Annotated in this window: 22 protein-coding genes; 10 read left to right on the top strand and 12 right to left on the bottom strand. The window is 69.4% G+C overall.

Annotated features, from left to right (window positions below):
• Window positions 1-18 precede the first annotated feature (18 nt).
• The 5 genes from AB0H50_RS13935 (at window position 19) to AB0H50_RS13915 (ending at window position 4,472) form a co-directional block, all read left to right on the top strand.
• Window positions 19-345, top strand: coding sequence for a HypC/HybG/HupF family hydrogenase formation chaperone (locus AB0H50_RS13935; RefSeq protein ID WP_068067271.1), 327 nt, complete (start codon window positions 19-21; stop codon window positions 343-345).
• Complete coding sequence (gene hypD, locus AB0H50_RS13930; protein WP_357451192.1) at window positions 342-1,454, top strand: hydrogenase formation protein HypD; 1,113 nt, start codon at window positions 342-344, stop codon at window positions 1,452-1,454. The genes AB0H50_RS13935 and hypD overlap by 4 nt, the downstream gene beginning before the upstream one ends.
• Window positions 1,447-2,523 carry a hydrogenase expression/formation protein HypE gene (gene hypE, locus AB0H50_RS13925; RefSeq protein WP_357451189.1) on the top strand — a complete coding sequence of 359 codons (1,077 nt, stop codon included), beginning with the start codon at window positions 1,447-1,449 and terminating at the stop codon, window positions 2,521-2,523. Before hypD ends, hypE begins: the two co-directional genes overlap by 8 nt.
• A 70-nt stretch (window positions 2,524-2,593) precedes the next feature.
• Entirely contained in the window at window positions 2,594-3,304 is a 711-nt protein-coding gene (locus AB0H50_RS13920; protein WP_357451575.1) for a DUF6390 family protein, read from the top strand.
• 10 nt (window positions 3,305-3,314) lie between these two features.
• Window positions 3,315-4,472 carry a HoxN/HupN/NixA family nickel/cobalt transporter gene (locus AB0H50_RS13915; RefSeq protein WP_357451186.1) on the top strand — a complete coding sequence of 386 codons (1,158 nt, stop codon included), beginning with the start codon at window positions 3,315-3,317 and terminating at the stop codon, window positions 4,470-4,472.
• A 179-nt stretch (window positions 4,473-4,651) separates the two neighbouring features.
• Here AB0H50_RS13915 and AB0H50_RS13910 read toward each other — a convergent pair whose 3' ends face one another.
• Window positions 4,652-5,842, bottom strand: a complete 1,191-nt coding sequence (locus tag AB0H50_RS13910; RefSeq protein WP_357451183.1) for an alpha/beta fold hydrolase — start codon at window positions 5,840-5,842, stop codon at window positions 4,652-4,654.
• 515 nt (window positions 5,843-6,357) lie between these two features.
• Here AB0H50_RS13910 and AB0H50_RS13905 point away from each other — a divergent pair.
• The gene (locus AB0H50_RS13905) at window positions 6,358-7,326 is read left to right on the top strand and encodes a MaoC family dehydratase N-terminal domain-containing protein (protein ID WP_357451180.1); all 969 of its coding nucleotides are present in this window, start codon (window positions 6,358-6,360) and stop codon (window positions 7,324-7,326) included.
• On the opposite strand, the gene AB0H50_RS13900 is transcribed toward AB0H50_RS13905, so the two are convergent.
• The 4 genes from AB0H50_RS13900 to AB0H50_RS13885 are packed head-to-tail and all read right to left on the bottom strand — an operon-like array spanning window position 7,286 to window position 11,253.
• Entirely contained in the window at window positions 7,286-8,308 is a 1,023-nt protein-coding gene (locus AB0H50_RS13900; protein WP_357451177.1) for an LLM class flavin-dependent oxidoreductase, read from the bottom strand. The two genes, AB0H50_RS13905 and AB0H50_RS13900, sit on opposite strands and share 41 nt — an antisense overlap.
• A 45-nt stretch (window positions 8,309-8,353) precedes the next feature.
• Window positions 8,354-9,403, bottom strand: a complete 1,050-nt coding sequence (locus AB0H50_RS13895; RefSeq protein ID WP_357451174.1) for an alpha/beta hydrolase family protein — start codon at window positions 9,401-9,403, stop codon at window positions 8,354-8,356.
• Entirely contained in the window at window positions 9,400-10,350 is a 951-nt protein-coding gene (locus AB0H50_RS13890; RefSeq protein ID WP_357451172.1) for an acyl-ACP desaturase, read from the bottom strand. The genes AB0H50_RS13895 and AB0H50_RS13890 overlap by 4 nt, the downstream gene beginning before the upstream one ends.
• A gap of 57 nt (window positions 10,351-10,407) precedes the next feature.
• Window positions 10,408-11,253, bottom strand: coding sequence for a transcriptional regulator (locus AB0H50_RS13885; protein WP_357451169.1), 846 nt, complete (start codon window positions 11,251-11,253; stop codon window positions 10,408-10,410).
• A 561-nt stretch (window positions 11,254-11,814) separates the two neighbouring features.
• Between AB0H50_RS13885 and AB0H50_RS13880 the strand changes: the two genes are divergently transcribed.
• On the top strand, window positions 11,815-13,365 hold the full coding sequence (locus tag AB0H50_RS13880; RefSeq protein WP_357451166.1) for an acyl-CoA carboxylase subunit beta: 1,551 nt from the start codon (window positions 11,815-11,817) through the stop codon (window positions 13,363-13,365).
• 288 nt (window positions 13,366-13,653) lie between these two features.
• Here the strand turns inward: AB0H50_RS13880 and AB0H50_RS13875 are convergent, their stop codons facing one another.
• Window positions 13,654-14,256, bottom strand: a complete 603-nt coding sequence (locus tag AB0H50_RS13875; RefSeq protein ID WP_357451163.1) for a hypothetical protein — start codon at window positions 14,254-14,256, stop codon at window positions 13,654-13,656.
• Window positions 14,253-14,900 (bottom strand): TetR family transcriptional regulator, encoded by a 648-nt coding sequence (locus AB0H50_RS13870; RefSeq protein ID WP_357451160.1) that lies wholly within the window; start codon window positions 14,898-14,900, stop codon window positions 14,253-14,255. The genes AB0H50_RS13875 and AB0H50_RS13870 overlap by 4 nt, the downstream gene beginning before the upstream one ends.
• Before the next feature lie 461 nt (window positions 14,901-15,361).
• Here AB0H50_RS13870 and AB0H50_RS13865 point away from each other — a divergent pair, with 461 nt between their 5' ends.
• Window positions 15,362-17,467 carry an AMP-binding protein gene (locus tag AB0H50_RS13865; RefSeq protein ID WP_357451158.1) on the top strand — a complete coding sequence of 702 codons (2,106 nt, stop codon included), beginning with the start codon at window positions 15,362-15,364 and terminating at the stop codon, window positions 17,465-17,467.
• 300 nt (window positions 17,468-17,767) lie between these two features.
• Here the strand turns inward: AB0H50_RS13865 and AB0H50_RS13860 are convergent, their stop codons facing one another.
• Window positions 17,768-18,625: a helix-turn-helix transcriptional regulator gene (locus AB0H50_RS13860; protein WP_357451572.1), complete on the bottom strand. Its 858-nt coding sequence runs from the start codon at window positions 18,623-18,625 to the stop codon at window positions 17,768-17,770.
• A gap of 399 nt (window positions 18,626-19,024) precedes the next feature.
• Between AB0H50_RS13860 and AB0H50_RS13855 the strand changes: the two genes are divergently transcribed.
• Window positions 19,025-20,302 carry a hypothetical protein gene (locus AB0H50_RS13855; RefSeq protein WP_357451156.1) on the top strand — a complete coding sequence of 426 codons (1,278 nt, stop codon included), beginning with the start codon at window positions 19,025-19,027 and terminating at the stop codon, window positions 20,300-20,302.
• Window positions 20,303-20,308: 6 nt separating this feature from the next.
• Here AB0H50_RS13855 and AB0H50_RS13850 read toward each other — a convergent pair whose 3' ends face one another.
• The 3 genes from AB0H50_RS13850 to AB0H50_RS13840 all read right to left on the bottom strand — a co-directional run bounded on the left by AB0H50_RS13850 (window position 20,309) and on the right by AB0H50_RS13840 (window position 24,225).
• Entirely contained in the window at window positions 20,309-21,349 is a 1,041-nt protein-coding gene (locus AB0H50_RS13850; RefSeq protein WP_357451153.1) for a fused (3R)-hydroxyacyl-ACP dehydratase subunits HadA/HadB, read from the bottom strand.
• A 56-nt stretch (window positions 21,350-21,405) separates the two neighbouring features.
• Window positions 21,406-22,809 carry a lipase family protein gene (locus AB0H50_RS13845; RefSeq protein WP_357451150.1) on the bottom strand — a complete coding sequence of 468 codons (1,404 nt, stop codon included), beginning with the start codon at window positions 22,807-22,809 and terminating at the stop codon, window positions 21,406-21,408.
• Window positions 22,810-23,064: 255 nt separating this feature from the next.
• Window positions 23,065-24,225 carry a lipase family protein gene (locus tag AB0H50_RS13840; RefSeq protein WP_357451569.1) on the bottom strand — a complete coding sequence of 387 codons (1,161 nt, stop codon included), beginning with the start codon at window positions 24,223-24,225 and terminating at the stop codon, window positions 23,065-23,067.
• Window positions 24,226-24,552: 327 nt separating this feature from the next.
• Here AB0H50_RS13840 and AB0H50_RS13835 point away from each other — a divergent pair, with 327 nt between their 5' ends.
• Window positions 24,553-24,795 carry a hypothetical protein gene (locus AB0H50_RS13835; RefSeq protein WP_357451147.1) on the top strand — a complete coding sequence of 81 codons (243 nt, stop codon included), beginning with the start codon at window positions 24,553-24,555 and terminating at the stop codon, window positions 24,793-24,795.
• Window positions 24,796-24,868: 73 nt separating this feature from the next.
• Here the strand turns inward: AB0H50_RS13835 and AB0H50_RS13830 are convergent, their stop codons facing one another.
• Window positions 24,869-25,993, bottom strand: a complete 1,125-nt coding sequence (locus tag AB0H50_RS13830; protein WP_357451144.1) for a lipase family protein — start codon at window positions 25,991-25,993, stop codon at window positions 24,869-24,871.
• Between the last annotated feature and the right edge of the window lie 191 nt (window positions 25,994-26,184).

Here is a 26,184-nt window from a genome sequence, read left to right as displayed (position 1 = left end):
GCGGAAGGAGCAGCGACGATGTGCTTGGCGGTCCCCGGAAAGGTGCTCAGCCTGCACGAGCGGGATGGCACGTTGATGTCGGTCGTCGACTTCGGCGGCGTGCACAAAGACGTGTGCCTGCAATACATCCCGGACGCGGCGGTCGGTGACTATGTCGTCGTCCACGTCGGATTCGCGATTCAGCGCCTGGACGAGCAGTCCGCGCTGCAGACCCTGGCCGAATTCGAACGCCTCGGTGTGCTGAACGAGGAGTTCGGCGACGGTTTCGCCATCGCGGCGAAGCAGGCCGGAGTCGAGAATCCCGAAACGACCCAACAGCGAGACGATCCGGAGGTGACGTCGTGAAGTACCTCGACGAATTCAGCGATCCCCAGCTCGCCAAAGGCCTGCTCGACCGGATCCGCGCCGTGACGACCAGACGCTGGTCGATCATGGAGGTCTGTGGCGGGCAGACCCATTCGATCATCCGGCACGGCATAGACCAGCTGCTGCCCGACCAGATCGAGATGATCCACGGCCCAGGCTGTCCGGTCTGCGTCACGCCGCTCGAGGTGATCGACAAGGCGCTCGAGATCGCCGCGCGGCCCGGCGTGATCTTCTGCTCGTTCGGCGACATGCTGCGGGTGCCAGGCAGTTCCAAGGATCTGTTCCGGGTCAAGAGCGAAGGCGGCGACGTGCGCGTGGTCTACTCACCGCTCGACGCGCTCGAACTGGCTCGCGCGAACCCGGACCGGCAGGTGGTGTTCTTCGGCATCGGCTTCGAGACCACCGCGCCCGCCAACGCCATGACCGTGTATCAGGCCAAACGCCTTGGCGTGCCGAACTTCTCGCTGCTGGTCTCGCACGTGCTCGTGCCCCCGGCGATCGCCGCGATCATGGAATCGCCCAGCTGCCGGGTGCAAGCGTTCCTCGCCGCCGGTCACGTGTGCACCGTGATGGGCACCGGCGAGTACCCGCCGCTGGCCGAGAAGTATCGGGTTCCGGTGGTGGTCACCGGTTTCGAACCGCTCGACATCCTGGAAGGCATCCGCAGGACGGTGATCCAGCTGGAGGCCGGACGGCACGAGGTGGAGAACGCCTACCCGCGCGCGGTGGCCGCGGCGGGCAACCCGGCCGCCAAGGCGATGCTCGAGGACGTGTTCGACCGCACCGACCGGGCCTGGCGTGGCATCGGCGTGATTCCCGGCAGCGGCTGGCGGCTTTCCGAGCGCTACCGCGAGTACGACGCCGAACAGCGGTTCGCCGTCGACGACCTGCACACCGAGGAATCCTCGATCTGCCGGTCCGGCGAGGTGCTGCAGGGCTTGATCAAGCCGCACGAGTGCGCCGCCTTCGGCAAGCAGTGCACACCCCGGAATCCCTTGGGCGCCACCATGGTCTCGTCCGAGGGCGCGTGCGCCGCCTACTACCTGTACCGGCGGCTCGACCTGCCAGCGGAGGTCGCTCATGCTTGACGAGACCGGACCGCCCGCGGCCATCGACATGGACGGCTGGGTCTGCCCGATGCCGCTGCGAGATTCGCCGACCATCGTGATGGGGCACGGCGGGGGCGGCGCGATGTCGGGCGAGCTGATCGAGCATCTGTTCCTGCCCGCGTTCGGCTCGGCGGCCGAGGCCGGGTTCGGCGATTCGGCGGTCGTCACGCTCGGCGGCGCCCGGCTGGCGTTCACCACCGATTCGTTCGTGGTGAAGCCGAGGGAGTTCCCCGGCGGTTCGATCGGCGAGCTCGCCGTCAACGGCACCGTCAACGACCTGGCGATGGCAGGCGCCCGCCCGATGGTGCTGTCGACCGCGTTCATTCTCGAGGAGGGCACCGCGCTGGCCGACATCGCGCGCATCGCGGCGGCCATGGGCACCGCCGCCCTCGGGGCAGGCGTCAAGCTGGTCACCGGCGACACCAAGGTCGTCGACGCGGGCCACGGCGACGGCATCTACGTCAACACCGCGGGCATCGGGCTGATCGACGACGGAGTCGACATCCGCCCGCAGCGCGCACGGGCCGGCGACACGGTCCTGGTCAGCGGGGAGATCGGCCTGCACGGCGTTGCGGTGCTGAGCTGTCGCGAGGGCTTGGAATTCGGCACCACGGTGTGCAGTGACACCGCGCCGCTGCACGGACTGGTCGCGGCGATGCTGGCCACCGGGGCCGACGTGCACGTGCTGCGGGATCCGACGCGCGGCGGGGTGGCCGCGACGCTGAACGAAATCGCGGGGGTAGCGCAGGTCGGCATCTCGTTGGACGAGCGGAAGATCCCGGTCTCCGCGGCGGTTCGCGATGCCTGCGGGCTGCTCGGACTCGATCCCCTGTACGTCGCGAACGAGGGCAAACTGATCGCCTTCGTCGCGCAGGAGGATGCCGAGCGGGTCCTCGAGGCCATGCGCGAGCACCCGTTGGGCGGACGCGCCGAGGCGATCGGGGTCTGCGTGGCGGAGCATCCCGGCATGGTCGTCGCCCGCACGGCACTGGGCGGCACCCGCGTGGTCGACCTTCCCGCGGGCGAGCAGCTGCCGCGAATCTGCTGACATGGGCCATGATTCGGCATCGGTAGCCGAGACGACAGGAGGCGGCGCGGGCGGCATCGACGGTACCGAGATGTTCGCCCGATACGCCCACGCGCCCAACGCGCTCGGCTACTGCGGGCCCGCCGAGAGCGCGCCGATGGCCACCCTGCCGCCCGCGGCGGTCAGGGCGATGGCGCGCCAGTTCTCCGGCGCATGGCCGTACCTTCGGGTCATGTCCCGGCTGACCGGAATCGCCGACCCGCTGGACCGCAGGCTCGTCGAATCGTATTGGCTCGGAGGCGGAATCGGCGCGCGCCTGGATCCGGCGGAGTTCCTCCCGGAACTCCTGGCCGTCATCGGGCCGGTCGCCGGTCACTATTGGGCGCACCTGACGCCGGACCTGGCGTCCGAAGCCGCCGCCAACCATTGCTTCCACGTCTTCGGCGTCTATCCGTGGACCCGGCTGCTCGGGCGAGGAAACGACGAACACCCCGTGCGCGTGCTCGACAACTGCCGCATCACCTGGGGAGCGGTCGAGACCCGCACGGGCGACGAGCTCACCGTGCTGGCGCGCCGCCTGGAATGGGACGGACAGCGGCTCGCGCTGTCCGCTCCGGCGCCGCGGCGGATCCCGGTGTGGGTCGACGGCTACTCCCCCGCGCCGCAGGTGGGCGCGCGCGATCTCGTCGCGCTGCACTGGGATCGGCTGTGCGGACAGCTGGAGCCGGAGCAGGTCCACGATCTCGCCGACCGCACGGCGCGCCAGCTGCGCGTGACGAACGACAGGTTGACCCGAAAGTAGCAGCGCCGCGATGACTCCCGGACGATCCCGCCTCGACGTCGTACGCCACGTGCTGACCCGCTCCGAATGGTTCGGCGTCGCAGGGATGTTCGCCGTGATCGCGGCATTGCACCTGATCGGCTGGCTCACCCTGATCGCCTTCGTGCTCCCGCGCAATCTCGACATCGGCGGGCAGACGCTCGGACTCGGTGTCGGCATGACCGCCTACGCGCTCGGTTTGCGCCACGCTTTCGACGCCGATCACATCGCCGCGATCGACAACACCACTCGCAAGCTGATGAGCGACGGACAGCGCCCGCTCTCGGTGGGATTCTTCTTCTCCCTCGGCCATTCGACGGTCGTCTTCGGCCTCGCGTTCCTGCTGTCGATCGGGATCAGGGCGATCGCGGGGCCCGTCGCGGACGACTCCTCCGGCCTCCAGCACTACACCGGACTGTTGGGAACCACCGTCTCCGGCACGTTCCTGTACCTCATCGCGATCGTCAACATCGCCGTGCTCATCGGCATCGTCCGCGTCTTCCGGCGCGCCCGAGCCGGGGAGTACGACGCGGCGGAACTCGAAAACCAGCTCGGCAAACGAGGATTCATGAATCGCTTCCTCGGGCCGGTGCTGAAGACGATCACCAGGCCGTGGCAGATGTATCCGGTGGGTCTGCTGTTCGGAGTCGGATTCGACACGGCCACCGAGGTGGCGCTGCTGGTGCTCGCCGGAACGAGCGCCGCCGCCGGGCTGCCCTGGTATGCGATCCTCTGCCTGCCCGTCCTGTTCGCCGCCGGAATGAGCCTGCTGGACACCGTCGACGGAACGTTCATGAACTTCGCCTACGGGTGGGCCTTCGCCGAACCCGTCCGCAAGGTCTACTACAACATCACCGTCACCGCACTGTCGGTGACCGTGGCCCTGCTCGTCGGCACCGTCGAACTGCTCGGCCTGCTCGCCGGACAACTCGGCTGGTCCGGCGGATTCTGGGGCTGGATCACGGGACTCGACCTGACCGTGCTCGGCTATGTCGTGGCCGGGCTGTTCGTCGTCACCTGGGCGGCGGCGCTGCTGGTGTGGCGCTACGGACGCGTCGAGCAGCGGTGGGCGATTCGTGCGCCCACCGCTGCCGACCGCGTGGCCTCTCCCGCCACGCGTGAGCCGACATCGCCTCCGACGGCGCGATGACGCCCTCGGCCGTCTTCACGTGCGCGATGTCAGGTGCTCACGCACCTCGCCCGCGACGCGCTCTTCGCGGGTGGCGCGGACAGCCGAAAGCCCACCGAGCGCTGGTGCGTGCGCTACCGGCTCGGTGGGCGCGGCGGCGTGCGGCGGGTTGGGATCCCGATCGCCGGCCGGTCATCGGGTCATCGGCCGCCACCTCCGATCAGCCAGGGGTTGGGTGCGCACTCGAGCTGTGGGTGTCCGACGGGATCCAAGGTGCGCAAAGCGATCGACAGCGCACGCGGCGAGTACATCATCGTGAGGTGGTCGGACAGGTCCTGCTCGCATCCGTCCTGCAGGGTGACGTTGTGCACCGTCGCGCCGGGTCCCGCCTGCACGAAGGTCAGCTCGTAGGGGGTGGTGACCTCGTCGTAGCGGGTGCCGACGATCGTGTAATCCACTCCGGGAACGGTGTCGCCGTTGGCGTTGAGCTTCTGCACGAAGTCGGATCCGATGGTCTGCTGGATGCCCGCGTGCCCGACGAAGATCTCGACGAAACCGAGAACGTCGATGCCGAGGTTGTTGATCGCCCTGCCCAGCGCACCGATACCGTCCAAGCTGGTGCCGTGGTGGGTAGCGCCGTAGGTGATCAGGTTCTGGACTTCAGCCGCGCCGCCCTCGAACTTGGTGTACCAGTTGGCCATCGAACCACCCTGGGAATGGGCGACGATGTCCACCTCCGGGGCGCCGGTCGCCGCGAGCACCCGGTCGACGAACGTGGCCAGCTGCTTGGCCGAGTCCTGGATGTACCCGGTACCCATCACCCCGGGCAGCACCGACCCGAGACCACCGCCCTCCAGCGGATTCGCCCGGCCGTAGTTGAAGGTGAAGGTGCAGAACCCGGCGTCCTTGATGGGCTGACCCATGAAAGCGAAACCGTTGTAAGCGTTCATCCAGGTGCCGTGCAGCAGCACGACGGGGCGGGGATGCTCGGCGGTCGGCTTGCATTTCCAGTCGTTGGCGCCGGGCGGGGCGACATCGGGGTTGGCCAGGCCGTAGCCGAACGCGTCGAGCCACGAAGTCTTGGGCGGACCGTAACCGACTGTGTCGCTGGCGAATCCGCCGGAAGATCCGGAGCTGCTACCCGACCCGCCGTAGCAGTTGCCCGAGCCGTTCCCCGACCCGGCACCGCTGCCGGAGGTGCAGGCCGAACCGGAGCCGCCCGCAACCGGAGCCGCCTTGCGACCCGCGGCGATGAGCTCCGCCAAGGCTTGTTCGGTCGGCGCGGATGCCGGGTCGGCCTGGGCGGCAACGCCGGTGAAGCTCATGGCGAGCAGCGAGACGATCGACACCGCCGCGGCACCGAGCGCACGGCCGCAAGTACTTCGTTTCATCGAATGCCTTTCATCAGGAACGACGTCGTTCCCTCGTTCGCGGGTCCCTCGGTTCGCAGCACCGCCGTGCCGGTCGGCGGGCTGAAACTGCGCCAACGCTAGGTCGGGGAAAACGGCGAAACCCACACCGCGAAGCGGTATCTGGACACTTCACGAAGCGTTCGCCACGGCAATAGGGAACGTGCACAGTCCGCGCCGGACGCACGTTCACCGGATCGATGACAAAGCCGAGGGCAGGATTTCTGGTATCCCTCCCGATCAGGCGTGCGACCCTCCAATCGAGCGGTCGCCCGACGATGAGATCTCCAGATATCGCCACGATCACGGGGTTTCGCGCCGATCTTGCGCAATCATGGAGCGAAGCTTCCCGCCGTCGAGGCCACTCGATGGCTAATCGCTGGAGATGCCATGCTGGCCACCGTGACGCCCGACCAGATCCCCATGCTGGCTTCCCCTTCGGCACGCCCGCCTGACCGGCCGACCGATTTCGACAGCCGAGCAATATTGGAGCAAATATGAACGACCTCGTCACACCCTTGTCGCGCAATGGATCATCGGCGCGCTGCGTGGTGCGTTCTGCGACAATTCGCGAATTCGCCCACGCGGTCCGCAATTTCCACCCGGCGCATCTGCGTGCCGACGCCGCGCATCGGCTCGGATTCTCCGGTCTCGTCGCTCCCCCGACATTCCCCGCTGTATTCCTCGGCCACGTGCACCGGGAATTGCTCGATACCGCGTGTACCGGCGCCGAAGGCCCGCGCATTCTGCACGCCGACCACGTGCTGGACCTGGCCAGGCCACTGGTGGCGGGTGATCATCTGGACTGCCAGGTCCACGTCGAATCCTCGCGATACTTCTCCGACTACGAGGTGCTCACGATCAGGAGCGCGCTCGTCGATCAGGACGGTCGCACGCGACAGACCGGGACGACGACGCTGCTCGGGCGGGTGCGCACCGCGAGCGCTACGTCGGCGGTCGAGGAGATCTTCGCCGGCCGGGGCTCGCTGGAGACGGCGCCGCTTCCCGCGATCAAGCGAATGCCATGCACCACGGTTGATTTCGATTCACTCGGCGTCGGCGACGAACTTCCGGCCCAGCTGCTCGAGGTGTCCGCGGCGGAGCTCGCGGAATACGCCGCGGTGACCGGCCTGTCGAGCGCCGAAGCGCCGGGGATGTACGAACTCGGCCTCGCCACCGGCTATCTCACCGATTGGCTCGGTGATCCCGCCGCCATCGCCAGGCTGCGCACCCAGGTCGCACCCGGCGTCCACGGCTTGCGGGTTCGACCCGGCCAGCGTGTGCGCCTGGCTCTCCGCGGCCGGGTCACGGGGCTCGACCGGCGCCATCGCACCGCGACCCTGGCGGTGGACCTGCGCTGCGAGGGCCGTCGGCTGTTCGGGTACGCCGCCGCCGAGGCACGGTTCGCGCGTGACCCGTCTCCCGCTACGCCGCCCGCCGCCCCTCCGCGGGCAGCAGACCGGTGAGCCGGGCCAGCCGCCGGTGCGATTCGAGGCGCGCGGCGCGGTCGTAGGTGCTGGTGTGCACAAGGATCTCGTCCGCTCCGGTCCGCGTGACCAGCTGCTCCAGCGCCTCGGCGACCTCGTCCTCGGTGCCGTGGATCTGATCCCGCATGCCTTCCGCGACCATGCGACGCTCACGCTCGGTCATCGGCGTCGACTCGATCTCCTCCGGCGGCAACAAGACCGGGAACTCACCCCGGGTCCGCGAGTATGCGCCCGCCCAGGCTTCGGGCAGCAGCAGCCGCCGCGCCTCCTCGGTGCTGTCGGCGATAAGCACCGTTCCCGAGACCACCACGTACGGTGCGCTCCCCCAAGCTGTTTCGCGGAATTCCGCGCGGTAGCGATCGATCGCCTCGACCATCCGGCCCGTCCCCGCCACCGCCGCGACGACCAGCGGCAGCCCGAAGCGGGCAGCGCGGTCCGCGCCGGAACCGGTGGCCAGCAGGAACGCTGGCACCCGCAGGCCCTCGGCGGGCCACGCGTGCACGCCCTGCCTGCCGTGTGCGAAGTAGTCGAACACCGCGGCCAGCTGGTCGTCGAAATCGTCGGCGTCGGCCTTGTCGTGCCCGAGCGCGCGCCGCACCCCGTCGGTGAAACCGACCGACCGGCCGAGTCCCATATCGATCCGGCCCGGATAGAGCGATTCCAGCACCCCGAACTGCTCGGCGACGACGAGCGGCTGGTGGTTCGGCAGCATCACCCCGCCGGTGCCGATCCGGATTCGCGAGGTCGCGGCCGCCGCGGCGGCGGCGAGCACGGTCGGCGCCGACCCGGCGACGCCGGGCACGCTGTGATGCTCGGACACCCAGAACCGGTGATAACCCCACTCTTCGGCCAGCCGGGCGAACTCGACCGTCTCGCGCAGCGCCGCCGGATGCGACTGCCCGCGCCGCACCCGCGAGCGGTCGAGGACGGAGAAGCGGACGGCGGGCAGCGCTGCGGTCATACCTGTTCTCAACGCGCCCGCCGCCCGGCCATTCCACCGGCGCGGTCAGCCGGCCCGAGGCACCCCCAGCGCCTCGGCCAGCACCCGCCACGCGCGCGGCAGCTGAGCCTCGAAATCCGGCCAGGTGTGCATGCCCGCGTCCGAGTACTCGATCTCGGCGGGAATCCGCAGTTCGGCGAGCCGCGCGGCGAAGCGTTCGGTGCACGCGCGGGCGCCCGCCTCTAGCGCTGCGCCTCCCCCGGCGAGGCGCAGCGCGTCGACGACCGACGGCGCCGCCGCCACCGCGGCCAGATCGGCGTCGGTGGGTGCGCCGGAAGCGGCGGACAGATAGATGGCGGTGCCGCGCAGCCGGTCCGCGCCGAGCAGGCTGTCGTGCGCCACCCATTCCGGGGAACTCGGTGGGCCCCAGAGGTTTTCCGCGTTGCCGCCGCGCGAGGCCACCGTGATCGTGGTGACCGCGTGCCCGAGCGGATCCGCGGTGGAGTAGCAGCCGCTCATCCCCGCGACCGCCAGGTAGTAGCCGGGATGGCGTTGCGCGAGCATCATCGCGGCCTGCGCGCCCATCGAGACGCCCGCGATCGCGCGGCGACCGTCGGACTTCAGCAGCGATTCCACGATCGGCGGCAGCTCCTCGGTCAGGAAGGTCTCCCAGCGGTTGAGACCCAGCGCGGTGTCATGGCGCTGCCAGTCGCTGTACATGCTGCCGGTGCCGCCGGTGGTGAGCACCGCGTCGACCGGCTTGTCCGCGAAGAACTCCTCGGCGCCGCCCTTGGTGAGCCAGCCCGAGGTCGGCTCGCCGTCGACCCCGTCGAGCAGGTACAGCGTCGGGCGCGGTCCTTCGCCCGTCCCACGCAGGACGTCGACGACGATGACCCGGCGCATCGCGGACGAGGCGATGTGCAGGCGATCGCGGCGGGGGCCGATGGTCTCGATGGTCAGCAGACCGGTCCTGGTCATCTTCGGATCGACGGCGGGCGGCTGGGTCGGCGCGGCAGCTGGGCTCGCCGGTGCGGCGAACACCTCCCCGAGCACGGGCGCGGTGGTCGCGGCGGCGATGACGGCAACCGCCGCCATGGTGATCGACACTCGTCTCATGAGCTGGCGGTGGCTCCGTCCGCTCGGCGGGCTGCGGCGCGTTCCCGCTGTTCCTCGAAACGGCGCGCCCGTCCCTCCAGGTCCTCGAGGTAGTCGTGCAGTTCGTCGCGGGCCCGTTCGCCGTCACCGGACAGATCGGTGCGCTCGAAGACGTCCCAGGCCCGCAGGACGGGGCGCACCACCACGTCCAGGTGCTGCCGAAGATCGTAGATGCCGTGCTTGGCGAGCAGCACGGCATTGCGGCGGAAGCTGGGCTGGGTCAGGCCTGGCATCTGGAACTGGGTGACGACGCCGGTGATCGCGCGCAGCATCGCGTTCGGCATGAGGTCGAGCGCGGCGGCGCTCATGTTCCGGTAGAAGATCATGTGCAGGTTCTCGTCGGCTGCAATTCGCTGCAGCATACGCTCCGCGATGGGTTCGTCGCACGCGGCTCCGGTATTCCGATGGCTGATTCTGGTCGCCAATTCCTGCAATGTCACATACGCTACCGTGCGCAGAAACTGCGACCCCTGCACCGGCTTCGCGACACCCGCGGTCATGTGCTGCATCCGCGCCGCCTCCAGCGCAACGGGATCCACCGCACGAGTGACCACCAGATAATCGCGCATCACGATGGCGTGCCGATTCTCCTCGGCGGTCCACCGGCCGACCCAGGTGCCCCATGTGCCGTCCAGCGAAAAGGATTCCGAGATCTCCCGGTGATAGGAGGGCAGATTGTCCTCGGTGAGCAGATTCGTGATCATCGCGACCTGGGCGACCTCGGACAGTGTGGATTGTCCTGGCTCCCAATCGATTCCGCCGAGCGCCGCGAAATTGCGGCCGTCGTCCCACGGCACGTAGTCGTGCGGATTCCAGGCCTTCGCCTTGCGGAGATGCTCGTCGAGCAGCCGCTCCGCGACCGGTTCCAGTTCGCGCAACAGGTCGAGATCGGTCGTCGCGGTGGTCACTGGTCACTCCTTGCCCGCCTCGAAGGTGGAGACGCCTCCGACGATAAGGCCGAAAACTCAGGCCGAACGGCCCATTCGCCGTTTGTTGGAAGAGGTGACTGTCGTCCCGTCGGCCTGCTGGAGCGAGTCACAACCGATCGAATCCCCCGGATCCGCCAGGGGATACAGGCCGGGAGGGCGGTTCGCCGCCCGGATCCGGCCGAGCAGATCGTGCGCGCGCCCGGCCAGTTCCGGTATGCGGCAACGGACTCCGGCGGTGACGGTCGCCGTCAGCGGAACCTCGGCGGCCTCGCTCACCACCTCGAGCACCTCGGCCGTCATCGCCGGGGGCGTCAGCGCGGACGCCTCGTCGATCGGCACCAGCACGGTGCCGCCCTCGGTGGACAGCAGCGACAGCGCTCGCGAGCCCAGCGGATCAGCAAGAGCGGCTTGGACTCTGCGCAGCTTGCGGCGCCCGGCCGTCGCCCCGCCACCGGGGCGCAACTCGTCGCCGTGCTGCGGGATGGACACCGCGACCACCTGGTACGACGGCGCGACGGCAATACCGGTCTGCCGGGCGAGCTGCGCTACGCCGTGCCCGCTCAACAGCGCCGAGACCAGCGTCTGGGCCGCGGTCTGGTGCTCCTTGGCGACCAGCCGGTGTTCCTCGACGTAGGCTACCGAGGCCGTCACCGTCACCATCTCCAGCGCGCGGACGATCAACCTGGCCCCGGCCATCACCTGGTCGGAGTCGCCGTCGCCCGCCTGCGCGGCGAGAAATTCCAATCCGGAGCGAATCCCGTCGTGATACGCCCCGAGCACCGTTTCCAGCGCGACGCCTTCGCGCGCCCAGCGAGTCGCGGTTCCGGCGATCTCCGCGGGTTCCGGAGCGGCCGGAAATGCGCCGGGGTCGAGAACCTCCATCGCCTCGGCCAGACAACTCCGCGTTATCGTCGCGAGATCACCTGGAGGCACTCCGCGCGCGGGATATCTCAGGTGTTCCACGAGTTTGGTCCGCAGATTCTCGATGCTCGAACCGGCCTGTGCGCCCGCCATGACTGTCGAACAATAGCGACGATCGCGACGAAAACCCGGCGCGTCATCGAGTTCCGGGCTTCTCATCAGGTCGCGCACCAGGCATTGGGCGAAATCACAAGCAGATCACGGCTTTTCGCGCGACGATCGTCGCACGGACCGATAGATCCGACCGACCCGGACGATGCCGGATGAAAATATCCCGGGCTCGGTCCGCGCGGTCGTGCAGAATTTCCTCCGAACCCGTCGGCAATTGCGCTCGGACGCGTAACCCCGCGCACCGCGGGAGCGATAGGACATCCGACCAAGAGCGCGGCGAGCCCGCTACGAGTTGTCGTGTGAGAAGGGTGGCCGGAGTGTGCCGCGCGTCTCATCACCGATAGCATCGAGCGCCGCGCCTCCGTACCGCGGACCGGGCGCAACGTCGAGTGGGAAGGACAACCCAGACATATGACCGGTACGCGAGAAAAGCTGGAGCAGCTCCGGGGGATCCTGGAGCTCGCCGAAGAGCCCGCAGGCGAGGCAGGGATCGCGAAACGCAAGGCCAAGGAGATCCCCAGCGCCAGGGAGCGCGTCCGGATGCTGCTCGACCCCGGCACCTTCGTGGAGATGGGCGCGCTCATGCGCCAGCCCGGCGCAGGCAACGCCATGTACGGCGACGGCGTTGTCACCGGCCGCGGCTACATCGAAGGCAGGCCCGCGGTGGTCATCGCGCACGATCAGACCGTGCACGGCGGCTCGGTCGGCGAGATGTTCGGCCGCAAGGTGGCCGCGGCCATGGAGTTCGCCTACGAGAACGCCTGCCCCGTGATCGCGATCAACGATTCGGGCGGTGCCCGCATCCAGGACGCGGTCGCCTCGCTGGCCTGGTACGCGCTGATGTGCCGCCGTCAGGAGGACCTGTCCGGCTTCGTGCCGCAGGTGGCGATCATGCTCGGCAAGTGCGCGGCCGGTTCGGTGTACGGCCCGGTGAACATGGACGTGCTGGTCGCGACCGACAAGTCCTACATGTTCGTCACCGGCCCCGAGGTCATCAAGGCGGTCACCGGCGAGAGCGTGAGCGCCGATGAACTCGGCGGCGCGGCCGTGCAGGCGACCACCGGCACCGTGCACCACGTCGCCGACAGCGAACGCGCGGCCTTCGACTGGGTGCGCGAGTACCTCGGCTACCTGCCCTCCAGCTGCCTGGAGCAGCCACCGGTCGTCAACCCCGGCCTCGAGCCGGAGATGACCAAGCACGACCTCGAGCTGGACTCGATCATCCCGGACTCGGACAAGGTCGGCTACGACATGCACGACATCCTCGTGCGCATCTTCGACGACGGCGCCTTCCACGAGGTCAGCGCGGGCACCGCGCAGAACCTCATCACCGGCTTCGCGCGGGTGGACGGCCGCAGCGTCGGTGTGATCGCCAACCAGCCGATGGTGCTCGGCGGCGCGCTCGACGCGCGGTGCTCCGACAAGGCCACCCACTTCATCCGCCTGTGCAACGCCTACGGCCTGCCGCTGGTGTTCGTCGTGGACACCCCCGGCGTACTGCCCGGCATCGAGGAGGAGCGCAGCGGCGTCATCAAGCGCGGCGGCCGGTTCTTCCGCGCGGTGATCGAGGCCACCGTGCCGGTCGTCACGGTGGTGACCCGCAAGGCCTACGGCGGCGGCTATGCGGTGATGGGCTGCAAGCAGCTCGGCGCCGACATCAGCCTGGCCTGGCCGACCGCAAGGATCGCCGTGATGGGCGCCGAGAGCATGGTCGGCATCATCGGGCGCAAGCAGCTGGAGGCGGCGCCCGCCGAACAGCGCGAGGCCGTGCGCGAGCAGATGATCGATTTCTACAACGCCACCATGGCGACGCCGTGGATCGCCGCCGAGCGCGGCTACATCGACGCGGTGATCGAGCCGTCGCAGACCCGCCTGGAGATCCGCAAGGCGCTGCGGCTGCTGCGCGACAAGGACCCGAAGCCGAAGCACAATCCGCGTAAGCACAGCCTCTTCCCGGTCTAACCGAACACACCGATTGTGCTGTCTCACAACACATCCGGTGATGCGTCGTGGGATCGCCGGATGTTCGTCCATCCGGCGACATCGGGTGATCCCATCGCCTAGCCTCGGATTCGTGTCCGGCCCTCGTTCGCCGCGCAGCGTCCGGACACGGTGGCGTGCCCGCCATGGTCTGTTCCCTACCCTTACCCGGCGGGCACGCCGCACTTCCCGGCACGGAGCATTCCGCTCGTCAGATTCCCCCTTGCGCAACGGAACTCATGTCATGCGACACGCAAGAGCACCGGAACATCAGACCGCGCCGCGCCCGCCCCAGGTGAGTCCCACTGTCGCCCATTCGGTTTCCCACCGGCGCGCACGCCTGCGGTCCAGGCTCGCACGCAACAGGTAGTACCCGGTCGCGAAGCACATCAGCACCGCGCAGGACACCGCGCCCGACAGCAGGACCGCGCGGCTCAGCGCCCTGGTCTCCGACGGCGGCTCGACCACGCGGCCGCCCTTGTCGAGCCAGATACTCACGGTGGCACCGGGTTTCACCAGCGTGCTGGAGCGGTAGTCCTCGACGTGGGTGGCGCCTTGGCCGTCCACCCAGGACACCCTGGCCGGCGTGATCGGCGCGTACAGCGGCGCCGTGCCCACCTCGACCACGGTGGCGTCGACGCGGTGCAGTTCGGCGATACGGCTTTCGGTGACACGGGTTTCCGTCTCGTAGACCCGGCCGCCGAGCACGATCGCCACCACCGGAACGACGACGAGGAACAGCAGCGTCAGCAGCATGCCGACGCCGGATTGCAGCCGGTCCTCGCGGCGGCGCATCGGATTGCGGTCCAGTCCCATCCGCCGGCAGGTCCGGCGCACGAGGCCCGCCGATCCGACCGGACGCTCACTGGTCATGACGCTGACTCCTCGTACTCGATGTCGGTGGCCAACCCGGCGAGGGTGTCGAAGAAGCCCTCGATGAGGTCGGGCAGGCCGTCCGGGTCGACACCCGCGGCCCAGGTCTGCAATGCCGCGACGATGACCCCGGAGCAGGCCGCGACGACCGTCGCCGGGCGCAGGTCCTCCGCCGGGTCAACGCCGAGGCGGGCGGCCAGGATTCGCACCGATTCGCGTTGCCCCTCGTTGCGGATGCGTTGATAGCCGGCCAGCAGGGCCGGTTCGTCGTCGAAGCGCTGGAACAAGGCCCACCGCCGGGTCAGCAGCCCGGCCCGCGCCCCGGCGTATTCGGCGGTCAGCCAGTCGTGCACCGCGTTGCGGTAGGCCCGCAGCGGCGGCTCGTGGGCGGGGCGGCACGCCAGCGCTTCGTTCAGCAGGTGCATGTCCTGGTCGATGTCGCCGAGGATGGCCGCCTCGATGGACGGGAAGTGGCGGCTGAAGGTGCGCCGGGTGACGCCCGCCCGCTCGGCGATGTCCTCCACGCCGACCGCGGCCAGACCGCGCTCGGTCAGCAGGTCGAACGCGGCCCGCGACAGCGCCTCGCGACTGCGGCGGGTGCGCAGCCTGCGGCCGTCCAGGTCGACGTCGACGTCGGTGCCCATGAACCCATCCTATCAATATTGTCCCGTTGGGACATTAGTTTCCCTGGATCGCGAACCCTGACCCCATGCCCGAGCACTACCCCCGAACGGGCGTCCGGAATCGGCTCTCACCCGACGGGAGGATGCCCGGCGTTCACTGCACGGCGACCGAGACCCCGGCGCGAACTGGGCGCGACCAGAGAAATGCCCGCGATGCGCGCCGCCCGATTATGAGTTCTCACAAAACTGACCGAAGAAGCCCGGAAATCGACTTCGTGTGCATCTCCGGAATTGCCGTCTCAGAAAGCCGACGAGTCGCGTCGAGTTGTGCTCGACCACAGCCGAATTCGCTGGTCGATAGGCAGGAAAACATTGCCTACCAGGCCAAAAGCCGGACTCTTGACCAAGATTGCGCCGGGAGCTACAAATGAAATCTCCGCCGACCCGAGCTGTTCGAACCGGCCGACGAGAATTGCACGCCAGTGGTTACCGATGTCATCGATGTGACCGCGGAATTTCCGATCCCCCGCCAGGCGGTGTGGGACCTGCTCCGCGAGCCGCAGACCTATCCCCGCGTTTTTCCCGGAATCGGCGCGTGCGACCCGCTGGAATCCGCGGGCGGACATCAGATGCTGCGCTTCCGGGTCGGCACCGCCCGGGTCGGCGTCCGCACCCAAGTGATCCAGCTGCGCATCGGGCGCTGGTACGAGAGCCTCGAGCTGATCAGCCCGACACTGGGCAGCTTCGCGTCGATCCGGCTGCGCGGCACCGAGGAACGCACTCGCATCTCGGTCACTTTCTTCGGGCCCGGCCGCATCCATCCGTCCGTCGGGGCGGCGGGCAACGGCGCGATCATCGCGTGGACCGAGCGCGGCATGCGCCGGATCGCCGATCTGGTGCGCGGCGCGGCGACCTCGGTCGTGGTCAACGGCGAGAACTCCCCCGTCCGCCGCCGCGCCGAGGTGGCCAGGCAGATGATGACCACCGGGGTGCTGCGCGCCCATCGACCCGACCTCGGCCTCAAACAGTTGCGCAGGCTCTCGGAATGGGGCTTCACCCTGGCGGGCGGCTACGCCGCGGCGGCCGCGTTCGCACCGCAGCGCACGGCCCTGATCGACGCGCACAGCGCGCGCTCCTTCGACGAGATGCACGAGCGGACCACCGCGATCGCGGGCGCCATGGCCGCGTTCGGGCTGCGGGCGGGCGACGCCATCGGCCTGCTCGCACGCAATCACGGCGGCATGGTGGAGACCATGGTCGCCGCGGGCAAGCTCGGCGTCGACGTCGCGCTGTTGAACACCGGACTGCCTGCCCGGCGCATCGAGGAGGTGGTGCAGCGCGACAAGCTCACCGCGCTGTTCGTGGACGGCGAATTCGACCACCTCGTGCAGTACCTGCACGCCGATCTGCCGCGCTACGCGACCGACCGGACCGAGCCGGTGCCGGGACGGACGACCCTCGACGACCTCGCGGCCATGGGGCAGAACAGCTTTCGCAAGCCCGCGCACCCCGGCAAGCTCATCGTGCTGACCTCGGGGACCTCCGGCACCCCGAAGGGCGCGCGCCGCCCGCACGCCAAGGGCTTCAGCACCATCGCCGCGCTGCTGTCGCGCATTCCGCTGCGGATGGACGAGACGATGCTCATCCCCGCGCCGCTGTTCCACACCTGGGGGCTGGCCGCGCTGCAGTTGAGCACCGCGCTGCGCTCCACGGTGGTGCTTCCCGCGCACTTCGACGCCGAGAACTGCCTGCGCCTGATCGCCGAACACCGGGTGAGCACATTCATCGCAGTGCCGATCATGGTGCATCGCATCCTGGAGCTGCCCGCGCACGTGCGCGCCCGCTACGACACCTCGAGCCTGCGGGTCGTCGCCAGCTGCGGCGCGCCGCTCGCCGCGAGCACCGTGCTGGACTTCATGGACGCCTACGGTGACGTCCTCTACAACGTGTACGGCTCCACCGAGGTGTCCTGGGCGACCATCGCCGATCCCACCGACCTGCGCGCCGCGCCGACCACCGCGGGCAAGCCGCCACTGGGCACCAAGGTGGCGGTTCTCGGCCCGGACCGCAAACCGCTGCCCGTCGGCGCGACGGGGCACATCTTCGTGAGCAACCACATGCTCTTCGACGGCTACGTCAACGCCGCCCCGCCGGACGAGGCCGACGGCATGCTCGACACCGGCGACCTCGGTTTCCTCGATGCCACGGGCAGGCTGTTCATCGCGGGCCGCGACGACGAGATGATCATCTCCGGCGGCGAGAACGTCTTCCCCCGCCCGGTCGAGGAGGCGCTGGCCTATCTGCCGCAGGTCCGCGAGGTCGCGGTGGTCGGCGTCCCCGATCGCGAGTACGGCCAGCGCCTGGCCGCCTTCGTGGTGAAACGCGAAGGGGCCGGTTTGGATTCGGACATGGTCCGGAACTACATCCGCAATCGGCTCAGCCGCTTCTCGGTGCCGCGCGACGTGACCTTCCTCAACGCGCTTCCCCGTGGCGAGACCGGCAAGATCCTCAAGCGCCTGCTCACCGGCGGCGCCGAGGACGCGGCACCGCATCCGATCATCGGGACGATCGCGCCTGGCTCGTACTGACCGCCTCCGCCACCGCGGCATTGTGAGAACTCAACGCGGCGCGCGGCCGCGGCTGGGCATGCCCCAGATTCCGCTCGCCGACCTGTCGGTGCACTCTGCCCGTGCCTATGCTCGCCGGGACGGCTCCGGCGCAGGCCGACCCGCAGCGGCCTGCCGCGCGACGAGTTCCGGAGCCGCTGTGGCAGACCGTCCCGGTCGGCGCGACATCGCTCCCAACACCGTCGCACCGCCGCCGGGGCGGTCTGCTCGTCGCGCCGCCCGGCTCGGTCGCCGCCCGGCCGCGCCCGCGCGGCGGTCCGGCTAACCCGCTCCGGTCGGCTGGTCCACCGTCGGCGGTTGGCGGTCGCGCAGCGCTTCCAGCAAACCGCGCGTGTACTGGGGCGGCGCGGCGTGCACGGAGAGCAGGTTGGCGACGGCGCGATAGGCGGCCAGGTCGGATTCCTTGTCCAGGTACAGCGCGCCGGTCAGTTGCTGGAGATAGACGATGTCGGGTAGGTCGGCTTCGGTGAAGCGCAGCATGGTGAACGCGCCGTCGGCCAGCGCGGATCCGCCGACGTGGTCGGCGAGCACCTGCAGGGTGACGTTCGGCTGGTCGACCGCGGCGAGCAACCGGTCGAGCTGCTCGAGCCAGACCGCGGAACCGCCGATACGCCTGCGCAACGCCGCTTCCTCCACGATCAACCAGATCCGCGGCGGATCCGGCTTGGTGAGGATGTGCTGGCGGCGCATCCGCAAGCCCACCCGGCGTTCGATCGCGGCGAACGACTCGTTCGGGTGCGCCAGCGACAGCAGCGCCCGCGCGTAGTCGGCGGTCTGGAACAGTTCGGGTACCGCCCTCGGCTCGTAGCAGCGGATCAACCTGGCCGCCTGTTCGAGCCCGAGGTAAGTGTCGAACCATTTGGGCAGCCAGTCGTTGTCGCGGTGCCACCAGCCCGAGGCATTCCCCTGGCGGGCGAGCGCGAGGAATTCCTCCCGCTCGGTCGGGTCCGCCACCCCGTAGAGCGTCAGCAGATCCACCAGGTCCCGTTCGCGAAATCCGGTGCGCCCCAGCTCCAAGCGACTGATCTTGGAGTGTGAGCCGCGGATCGCCTCGCCCGCGTCCTCGCGTGAGATGCCCGCCGCCTCGCGTAATCGCCGCAATCGGCCGCCGAGCAGCATCCGCAACACCGTCGGTCCGTCGCCGGCACCGGGATGCCTTCCGGGAAAAGGAGATTCGGTCGTATGTCGCACTTCCGGAGCACGCATTCACCGAGTTTGCCATGAATTCATGGCAACTCTCCAGGGCACCTGCCGGTATTGTCCATAATGCATGTGCAGCTGTACGTGCACGCCGAGGGGAGGCGCGCGGGCAACGGCGCCGCGGGCCGGGCAACCTCGGCGGGGACGTGCCCGAATCGGACGAGCACCGGGCGCTCGGACCGGCCGCGGCATCCGGCGAGCTAACGTTTTCGCGCATCCCGCCGCTATATCGAGTAAGCAGCGGACAGATCTCGGGCCCATCGGCACACGGGCCCGCGACGAATTGTCTAGGAGAGTCACGGAGGCAGAGGTGATCACATGGCAACCGTGGGCGTTTCAACGGACCGACGGACGGTCCGCGGAGTACTGCTCTCCCATCCGACGGCGGACAAACCGTCGTCGGACCCGCTCGACGAAGTGGAACAGGAGATCGGCGCGGCCACCGCGGCCGAGAGGATCCCCGAGGTCCTCGAAGCGCTGGCCGACCGGACGCTCTCGCTCATCGAGAACATCGCGCTGACGTACCGGACGGTCGACGAGCGACGCGCGATCGTCACCCACCTGGCCACCGGCCGGTGGCGCACGTCCTCGCTCGTCTCGGTGCGCGCGGCGCTGCTCGCCTTCGTCCGCGATGTACCGAGTCTCGACCGATTCGAGACCATTCTGGTGCTCGAGGTCGCCGACCGTGATCTGACCTTCGTCCTCACCGACGCCGGGCGTTCCAGGATCCTCGGCTCGGGCACGTGGCGCGCCGGAGCCGATCCCGCCGCCGAAGCGCACGACCGCGTGCGCCCCACGCTGCTGGCCCAGGGCCTGACAGTGGACGGCGTCGCGCTGTGCGGCGGGCCCGTCACACTGGAACTGCTCGGCGACTGCGAGCGCGCCTTCGGGGTCCCCTCGGTGATCGTCGACGATCCGCAGGCCGCGACCGCGCTCGGCGCCGCCCGCATCGCGGCCGCCCAGCTGCCGGAGGAATCCGGCCACGAGTACGAGCCGAGCGGCGCCACGGCGATCGCCGGTGAGCGGCGGCGAGCCGGTGTCCTGCTCCCCGTCGGCGCGGCGGCCGCCGCGGTGCTCGCCGCGTCCGGCATCGCGGTCGCCCATGTCACCGACGAGGGGGTCTGGGCGCGCCAATCGGACAAGAAGACTTCCCAGGCCCAGGCCCCTGCCACCCCGGACCCGGGCGAACCGACCGCGCCGCCGATCGTGATCGAGTCCACCGACCCGGCGCCGTCGACCGGCGTACCGCAGAATCCCGCGCGGCCGACGCCGGTTCCGGCGGCTCGGCCCATCGACCCTGGCGATCCGGCCGATCCGTACGATCCGAACGACCCGCGTCCGGAGTCTCGGACGACCACCGTGGAACCCACACAGTACGACGGACCGGCGACACCGGACGCAGAACCCGCGACACCGGGGACGGAACCGGCCGCCACACCGGAGGTGCCGACCACGACGGTGGTCGGGGCGCCGAACGGCGACGGCCTTTTCCCCGGCGAAGCACCGCCTCCCCCAGCCGGTTCCGATCCCGCGGCCATCGCGTCGTGGTGGGAGAACCACCTGCGCCTGCAGCAGCTCTGGCGGCAAGGAGGTTGAGCGGGTTCAGCCGAGCCGGACCCGAGCGCTCGCCCGGCCGAACAGCTTGCGGTCATCGCACGTGGCGGTGACGTGCACGGTCGCCGCGCGCTCGCGCGGATCCAATTCCTTGACGCGCCCGCGGAATTCGATGGTGCTGTTCCGGTCCGCGGGCACCGGCGCGAATCCCGCGAAGCGCACGCCGTACTCGACCACCGCGCCGGGATCGCCGAGCCACCGCGTCAGATATGCCGCGCCGAAGCCCATGGTCAGCAGACCGTGCGAGACGACGTCGGGCAACCCCACCGCCCTGGCCACCTCGTCGCTGAAATGGATGGGATTGGCGTCGCCGGATACGCCCGCGTACTTGACCAGGTCGCCGCGCGAGAGCGCCACCCGGTGCTCGGGCAGTCGATCGCCGACGCGCAGGTCCTCGAAGCGAATCCGGCCGGCCCGGTCGCTGGTGTCCGCGACCTCCGCCGGGGCTCGGGCGCACTCGGCCATCCGCGCCGTGCCGTGGCGGCCGGCACCGCCCCGTTCGGCGGGAGTCTGCATGACGCCTGCCACCGCGTCTGCGAGTTCACCGGCCATCTCGACGCCGGTCTGCGCGACGACGGTGCTGTGCGCGGTTTGCAGCGGCCGCCCCGCGCTGTCGCTGAGCAGGGTGCGGATGACCAGCATGTCCATCGCGCCGAACTGCCGGAACGACTCGAACGAGCACTCACAGACCAGATCGTCGCCGACGATGATCGGGCGGTGCACCCGCAGCTGCTGTTCGGTGTGCAGCACCTGGCTGATGTCGTAGCCGGTGAGCTCCGTTTCGAACAGGGTTCGCTGCATTTGCAGCCAGACGATCGCTGGGAAGGTCAGCGGCGCGACGAGACCGTCGTAGCCGAACTCCGCGGCGGCATCCTCGCTCCAGTGCGCCGGGTGATAGTCCTGCAGGGCCTGGGCGAATTCTCTGACCTTCTCGCGGCCGACCTCGTAGTGGTCGGCGAGCCGGAAATGCCGTCCGACCAGCGCCGCGGCTTGCTGGGCGGCGGATGGGGTGTCGAGGTGTAGCGTCATACCAGTTAATCGCGCGGCGGCGGCCGAGTGCAACGCCTGCGGACGGAACCGGCAGGTCAACATTCGTTTCGGGCGGGAGCGCCGCGCAGAAGACCGTCCAGCCACAGCATTGCCTCGGGATAGCCGGTCACCGCGCCGATGAGATGCTCGCCGAACACCCCGCGATAGATCGCGGACGCACCGAGCCCGCACTGCTCCCGATAGAGGTTGCGCGCGCCCTCGGCCGGGATCCAGAACTCCTGGTCGCCGTTGAAGATGTAGAGCGGCACAGCCGAGCGCATGCCTTCCATTCGCGTCACCCGATAGATATCGGCGGCGAAGTCCGAATCCAGCGGATCGGCGAAGTTCGCGCCGATGTCGATGGGCAGCATCAGCACTCCGATCGCCCCGAATTCGCTGCCGCACAGGTCTTTCACCGGAGAGGTCGCGATCCATTGGGCCAGGTTGTTCATCCGGCCCAGGATCTCCGGGCGCTCCCTGCCGATGGCGAACACCGCCGCCATGAAGACCGCGGAGGCCAGATTGCCGTTCATGCTGCGCGCCAGGATCTCGTAGTCGGCGGGCACCCCGCCCAGCGCGGCGCCCACGACGACCTCGGACAGTTCCGGCGCGTAGTCCGCGATCAGCTTGACCGCACCGTGCGTGGCGATGGCGCCGCCGGAGTAGCCGAACATGCCGAACCCGCTGGCGCCGAACTCCTCGGGCAGCAGGTTGCGCACAGCGCGGATGGCGTCCAGCACCGCGTGGCCCGCGACGTACGGTTCGGCGTAAGCCATCCAGGGGCCCTCGTGATCGGGTATCAGCACCGCATATCCCCGCAACAGCGCCAATTGCGTTGTGGGCGGAATGAAGTCGGTGATGCTGGTGTCGTCCGTCCACCCGTTGGCCAGGCTGTATCCCGGTGTGCACTCGCGGCCGAGCGCGTCGATCGGCAGGTTGTTCACCACCACCGGGCGATCGCCGGGGCCGGTCCACGCGCCCGCGGGCACGACGAGGGTCGCGGTGGCGAAGGACGGTCTGCCGTGCGCGTCGGTGGTGCGGTATTTCATCAGCAGTGCCTGACGGAACGGCACCAGCACCAGCAGCCCCGCCGTGGCGGTGACATCCCTGACCTCGATGATCTGGCCTTCGGCGTAGTCGGCGAGGCCGGGCGGCCACGCGTCGAAGATCCGATCGCCGACCGGCGCGGGCAGCACCGCCTCGCGCAGCGCGGCCAGCGTCGGCGAAAGGCCCGCGGTCTCCAGCACCGCCCCGTCCTGGCGCGGCGCGAGGACGATCGCCGGCGGCGGAACGACCCGATCGATCAGCTCCTGCAAGCCGGGCAGCAGCGATCCCGAAACATTCGGCAGCGCGGGCGGATTCGGCGGCGCGGGTACGGCGGGCGGCTGGGCGGAAGCATGGCCCGCCGTCACCGAACCGGCCAGCAGCACCGTAAGGAAAAGGGCACGCAAGCATCTCATGGCACACGCCTCTGGGTGCGACGTCGGGTTCGCCTGGCGCCCGGGAGATGCGGCCTTCCACCCCGTAATGCCCCCGTGCCGGAGCCAGGGACTCAGGCTAACCGGGCGCGCCCAGGCGGATGCCTGCTCGTGCTCGAGTTGTGCGTGTCATGACGCCGAATCGCAACAACCGAGCCGAATTCGGCCCGCCGCGAGGAGGATTCGGCTCGGTTGCCGTGGGGTGCGCCGGGGCCGACGCGCCCCAGCGCACCGGGCTCAGCAGTTGCTCGGCGCCGGGTCGCCGCGGAAGCGGGCATCGAGCCAGCTCAGTGCGGCGGGGATGCCGAGAACGGCCGCGGTGAGATGATCGGGCACCGGGATCTGCTCGGCCTGCACCCGCACTCCCGCCGAGCACCACCTGCGATCGGTGTTGACGATCGCGTCGACCGGCACCAATCCGTCGATCGGAGAATGCCATTCGAACACCGGCGTGCGCGGTACGCCGCCGTGAAGCTCGAGGCTGTTCTCCTCCACCACCGCTCGCGCGTCGCGGTCGTCGATCATCGAGGTCGTCTTGGCGAAGTCCATCGCGCCACGCCCCGCACCCGCCGCGATGATGTCATTGGTGCAGCTGTTGGCAATGGCGTCGCGCGCGGCCAGCCCGCGGTCGTTGAGCTGCTCGCTCAGCGGGAACCGCTCCGGATACTCGCGCTCCAAGCCGAGTCCAGCGGCCAAGGCGAGGCCGAACACCGGGTGCGAACCGAGGCCGAGGCCCTCCATCATCTTGACCAGGTTCATCGGCACCCCGCCCATCGCGGCGCCCGCGAGCTGAAGTTCCGGCGCGTACTCCGGCGCGAGCGCGGCCGCCCACGCGGTGGCCATCCCGCCGCCGGAGTAGCCGATCATCCCCGTGGGGCTCTGCGCCACCTGCAACTCGGACACCTGCTTGACCGCGCGGATGCCGTCCAGGGTGATCTGACCGCCCAGCTTCGCCGCGCCGTAGGCGAACTGCGGGCCGAGATGATCGGGCAGCGCCACGCTCCAGCCGCGCTGCAGCAGCACGTTCCAGCCGGGCGCCTCGCGCACGATCAGATTCGGATCGCCGGTGTAGAGCACCCGCGACACCGAGCACTCGGCGCCGAGTCCGTTGATGATGTGCTGGAAGGACAGCAGCGGGCCGTCCTTGCGCTGCGTCTTCGGGGTGAGCACCGTGGTGGTGGCCGCGATCGGCTTGCCCTGCGAGTTGGTCGAACGGAACCGCACCAGCGTGACCGTGGTGTCCGGGAAGATCAGCAGCGGCGGCATCTGGCGCACCGCAAGCACGTCACCGGGCTTCTTGTCGGCCAGATCCGAGGGCGCGGCGTAGAACGGATCCGGATCGGGCGCCGGATAGCGCGGTTCGCCATGGCTCACCCCCGCCCCTGCGACGACCATCATCGCTCCGAGCGCCGCGGCTCCGAGCGCGCGCATCGTGCCTAGGGCCTTCCTCATTTATTTGTGCCTCCCCAATGCCAACGTTGGAGAACATACTGATCAACGCCCGGTGGGGATGGCAGACGCCGTCCGCGATGTGTTGACAATTCACAGTTTGGACGGCGACACGCTGTGGCCGCCGCGCACACCTACTCGTGAGAATCCCCACCGAAGCACCGCGACACCTGTGACTTGTCCAACCAGTGGGATAGAACATGTTCTTTACTATGGTCCCGATCTACCGTCGCATAACCGGCGCGTGCCCGCGCCGTACCGGAAGGAGACGGTGGCATGGACGGCACGCAGCGCATCGCGGATCGGTGGCAAGGTGTCGCGGAGGCACCGACCCGGCGCGTGACCGTTTACTTCGACGGACCGACCCCCGCGGACGAGATCGTGCTCGAGTACGCCGCGACCAGCACCGAGGCGTGGGAATTCACCAGCGCCGCGCTGCACGCGGGCCTCACCGTCACCGTGGACGGCAAGGTCAGGCCCGAACTGCGCAGATTGCCGTGCCGGTCGCTGTGGCGCTGAGCGCAAGATGACACCGGGCGCAAGATGACACCGGGCGCGAGGTGACACTGGGCGCGATATGGCGCGCCCGGCCTTACTGGCTGTCCAGCACGCGATGGAGGAAGGCCATCGTGTCCGGCAGCGAGTCGCGGGCGGTAGCGAGGTGGTCGCCGGGATAGACCACGACCTGGAGATCCGCACCCGCCAACGTCAGCTCGGCGGCCAGGCCCGCGCTCAGCGGTGCGGGCACGTCGCGGTCGGTCAGACCCTGGCCGATGAACAGCGGCACCGTGTGGTCTTCGGTCGGTATCCGGAGCATCGAGCGCGCCGCGGCCAGCAGCGCCGGATCCGCCAGCGGCTCGGCCAGCATTTCGCCGATCGAGATATCGCGCACCATTGCGTCGGCCTCGGTCACGCACTCGCGCTCGACAAGGGCGAGCACGTCCCGGCCAACGGGGGTCAGATAGCTGTCCACGTCGACTTCTGGCGCGGTCTCGCGCAGCCCCACGAGGATCGAGGCGAAATAGGCGGTCGTCATCCGGAGCGGAAGCCGCGGCACCCAGGGTCCGAGCAGCGGTGCGATGTTCTCCAGATTCGACGGCGGCCCGGTGGCGACCGCGCCGCGCAACCGTAGCTCGGGCGCGTCCTCCGGGGCGATGCGCGCGGTGAACAAGGCGGTCTGCCCGCCTTGGGACTGCCCGAGCACGGCCCACCGGTCGCTCAGCTCCGGCACGACGGTCCGCGCGGCGCGCACACCGTCGATCATGCTGCGCGCCTGCGACGGTCCGTCCAGGTACGGGTGCGTGCCAGGGGTGCCGAGCCCGACGTAGTCGGAGAGCACCACGGCGTAGCCCGCGCGCAGCAACTCCGGATAGACGGTGTCGAGATAGAGGCGGCGCGGCTGCACCGTGAACGCGCAGTGGTCGGCGATCCCCACCGTGCCGTGCGCATAGGCCACGATCGGCCATCCGCCGGGCGGCGGCGGACCGGGTGGCAGGTAGATCGCGCCGCTGCTCTGCATCGGCCCCCGCGGACCGCGCGACCAGTAGACCAGCCGCAGCGCGGCGCCCGCGTCGGCCACGGCGACGACCTGCGGCAGCGGGGACACCTCGGTGACCGAACCGGGCGGTCCCGCCGGGTTCGCCGCGCCGGTGCCGACGGGCGCCAGCACCGAGACCACGACCCCGAGCACGCCCCCGATGATCAGTGCACGCTTCATCGACCGATGATTGCCGGGTCGATGCCGGAAGGACAAGACGCCACATTCGGTGTCCCGTCAGGACTATGGACCTCCGGCGGGGTGCGTGCCATCGACGGACGGTGGCCGGCGGCGCACGACTACGCTCGACCGAGATGTCCGCACCACGCCGGACATCACAGCGACTACGCCAGCAGGCACAGTGGCGACGC

Origin of the sequence: Nocardia sp. NPDC050793, from assembly GCF_040654065.1 — a bacterium.
Classification (GTDB): Bacteria; Actinomycetota; Actinomycetes; order Mycobacteriales; family Mycobacteriaceae; genus Nocardia.
Note: the sequence above shows the minus strand (reverse complement) of the source record. Positions and strands in the feature narration are given on the sequence as shown.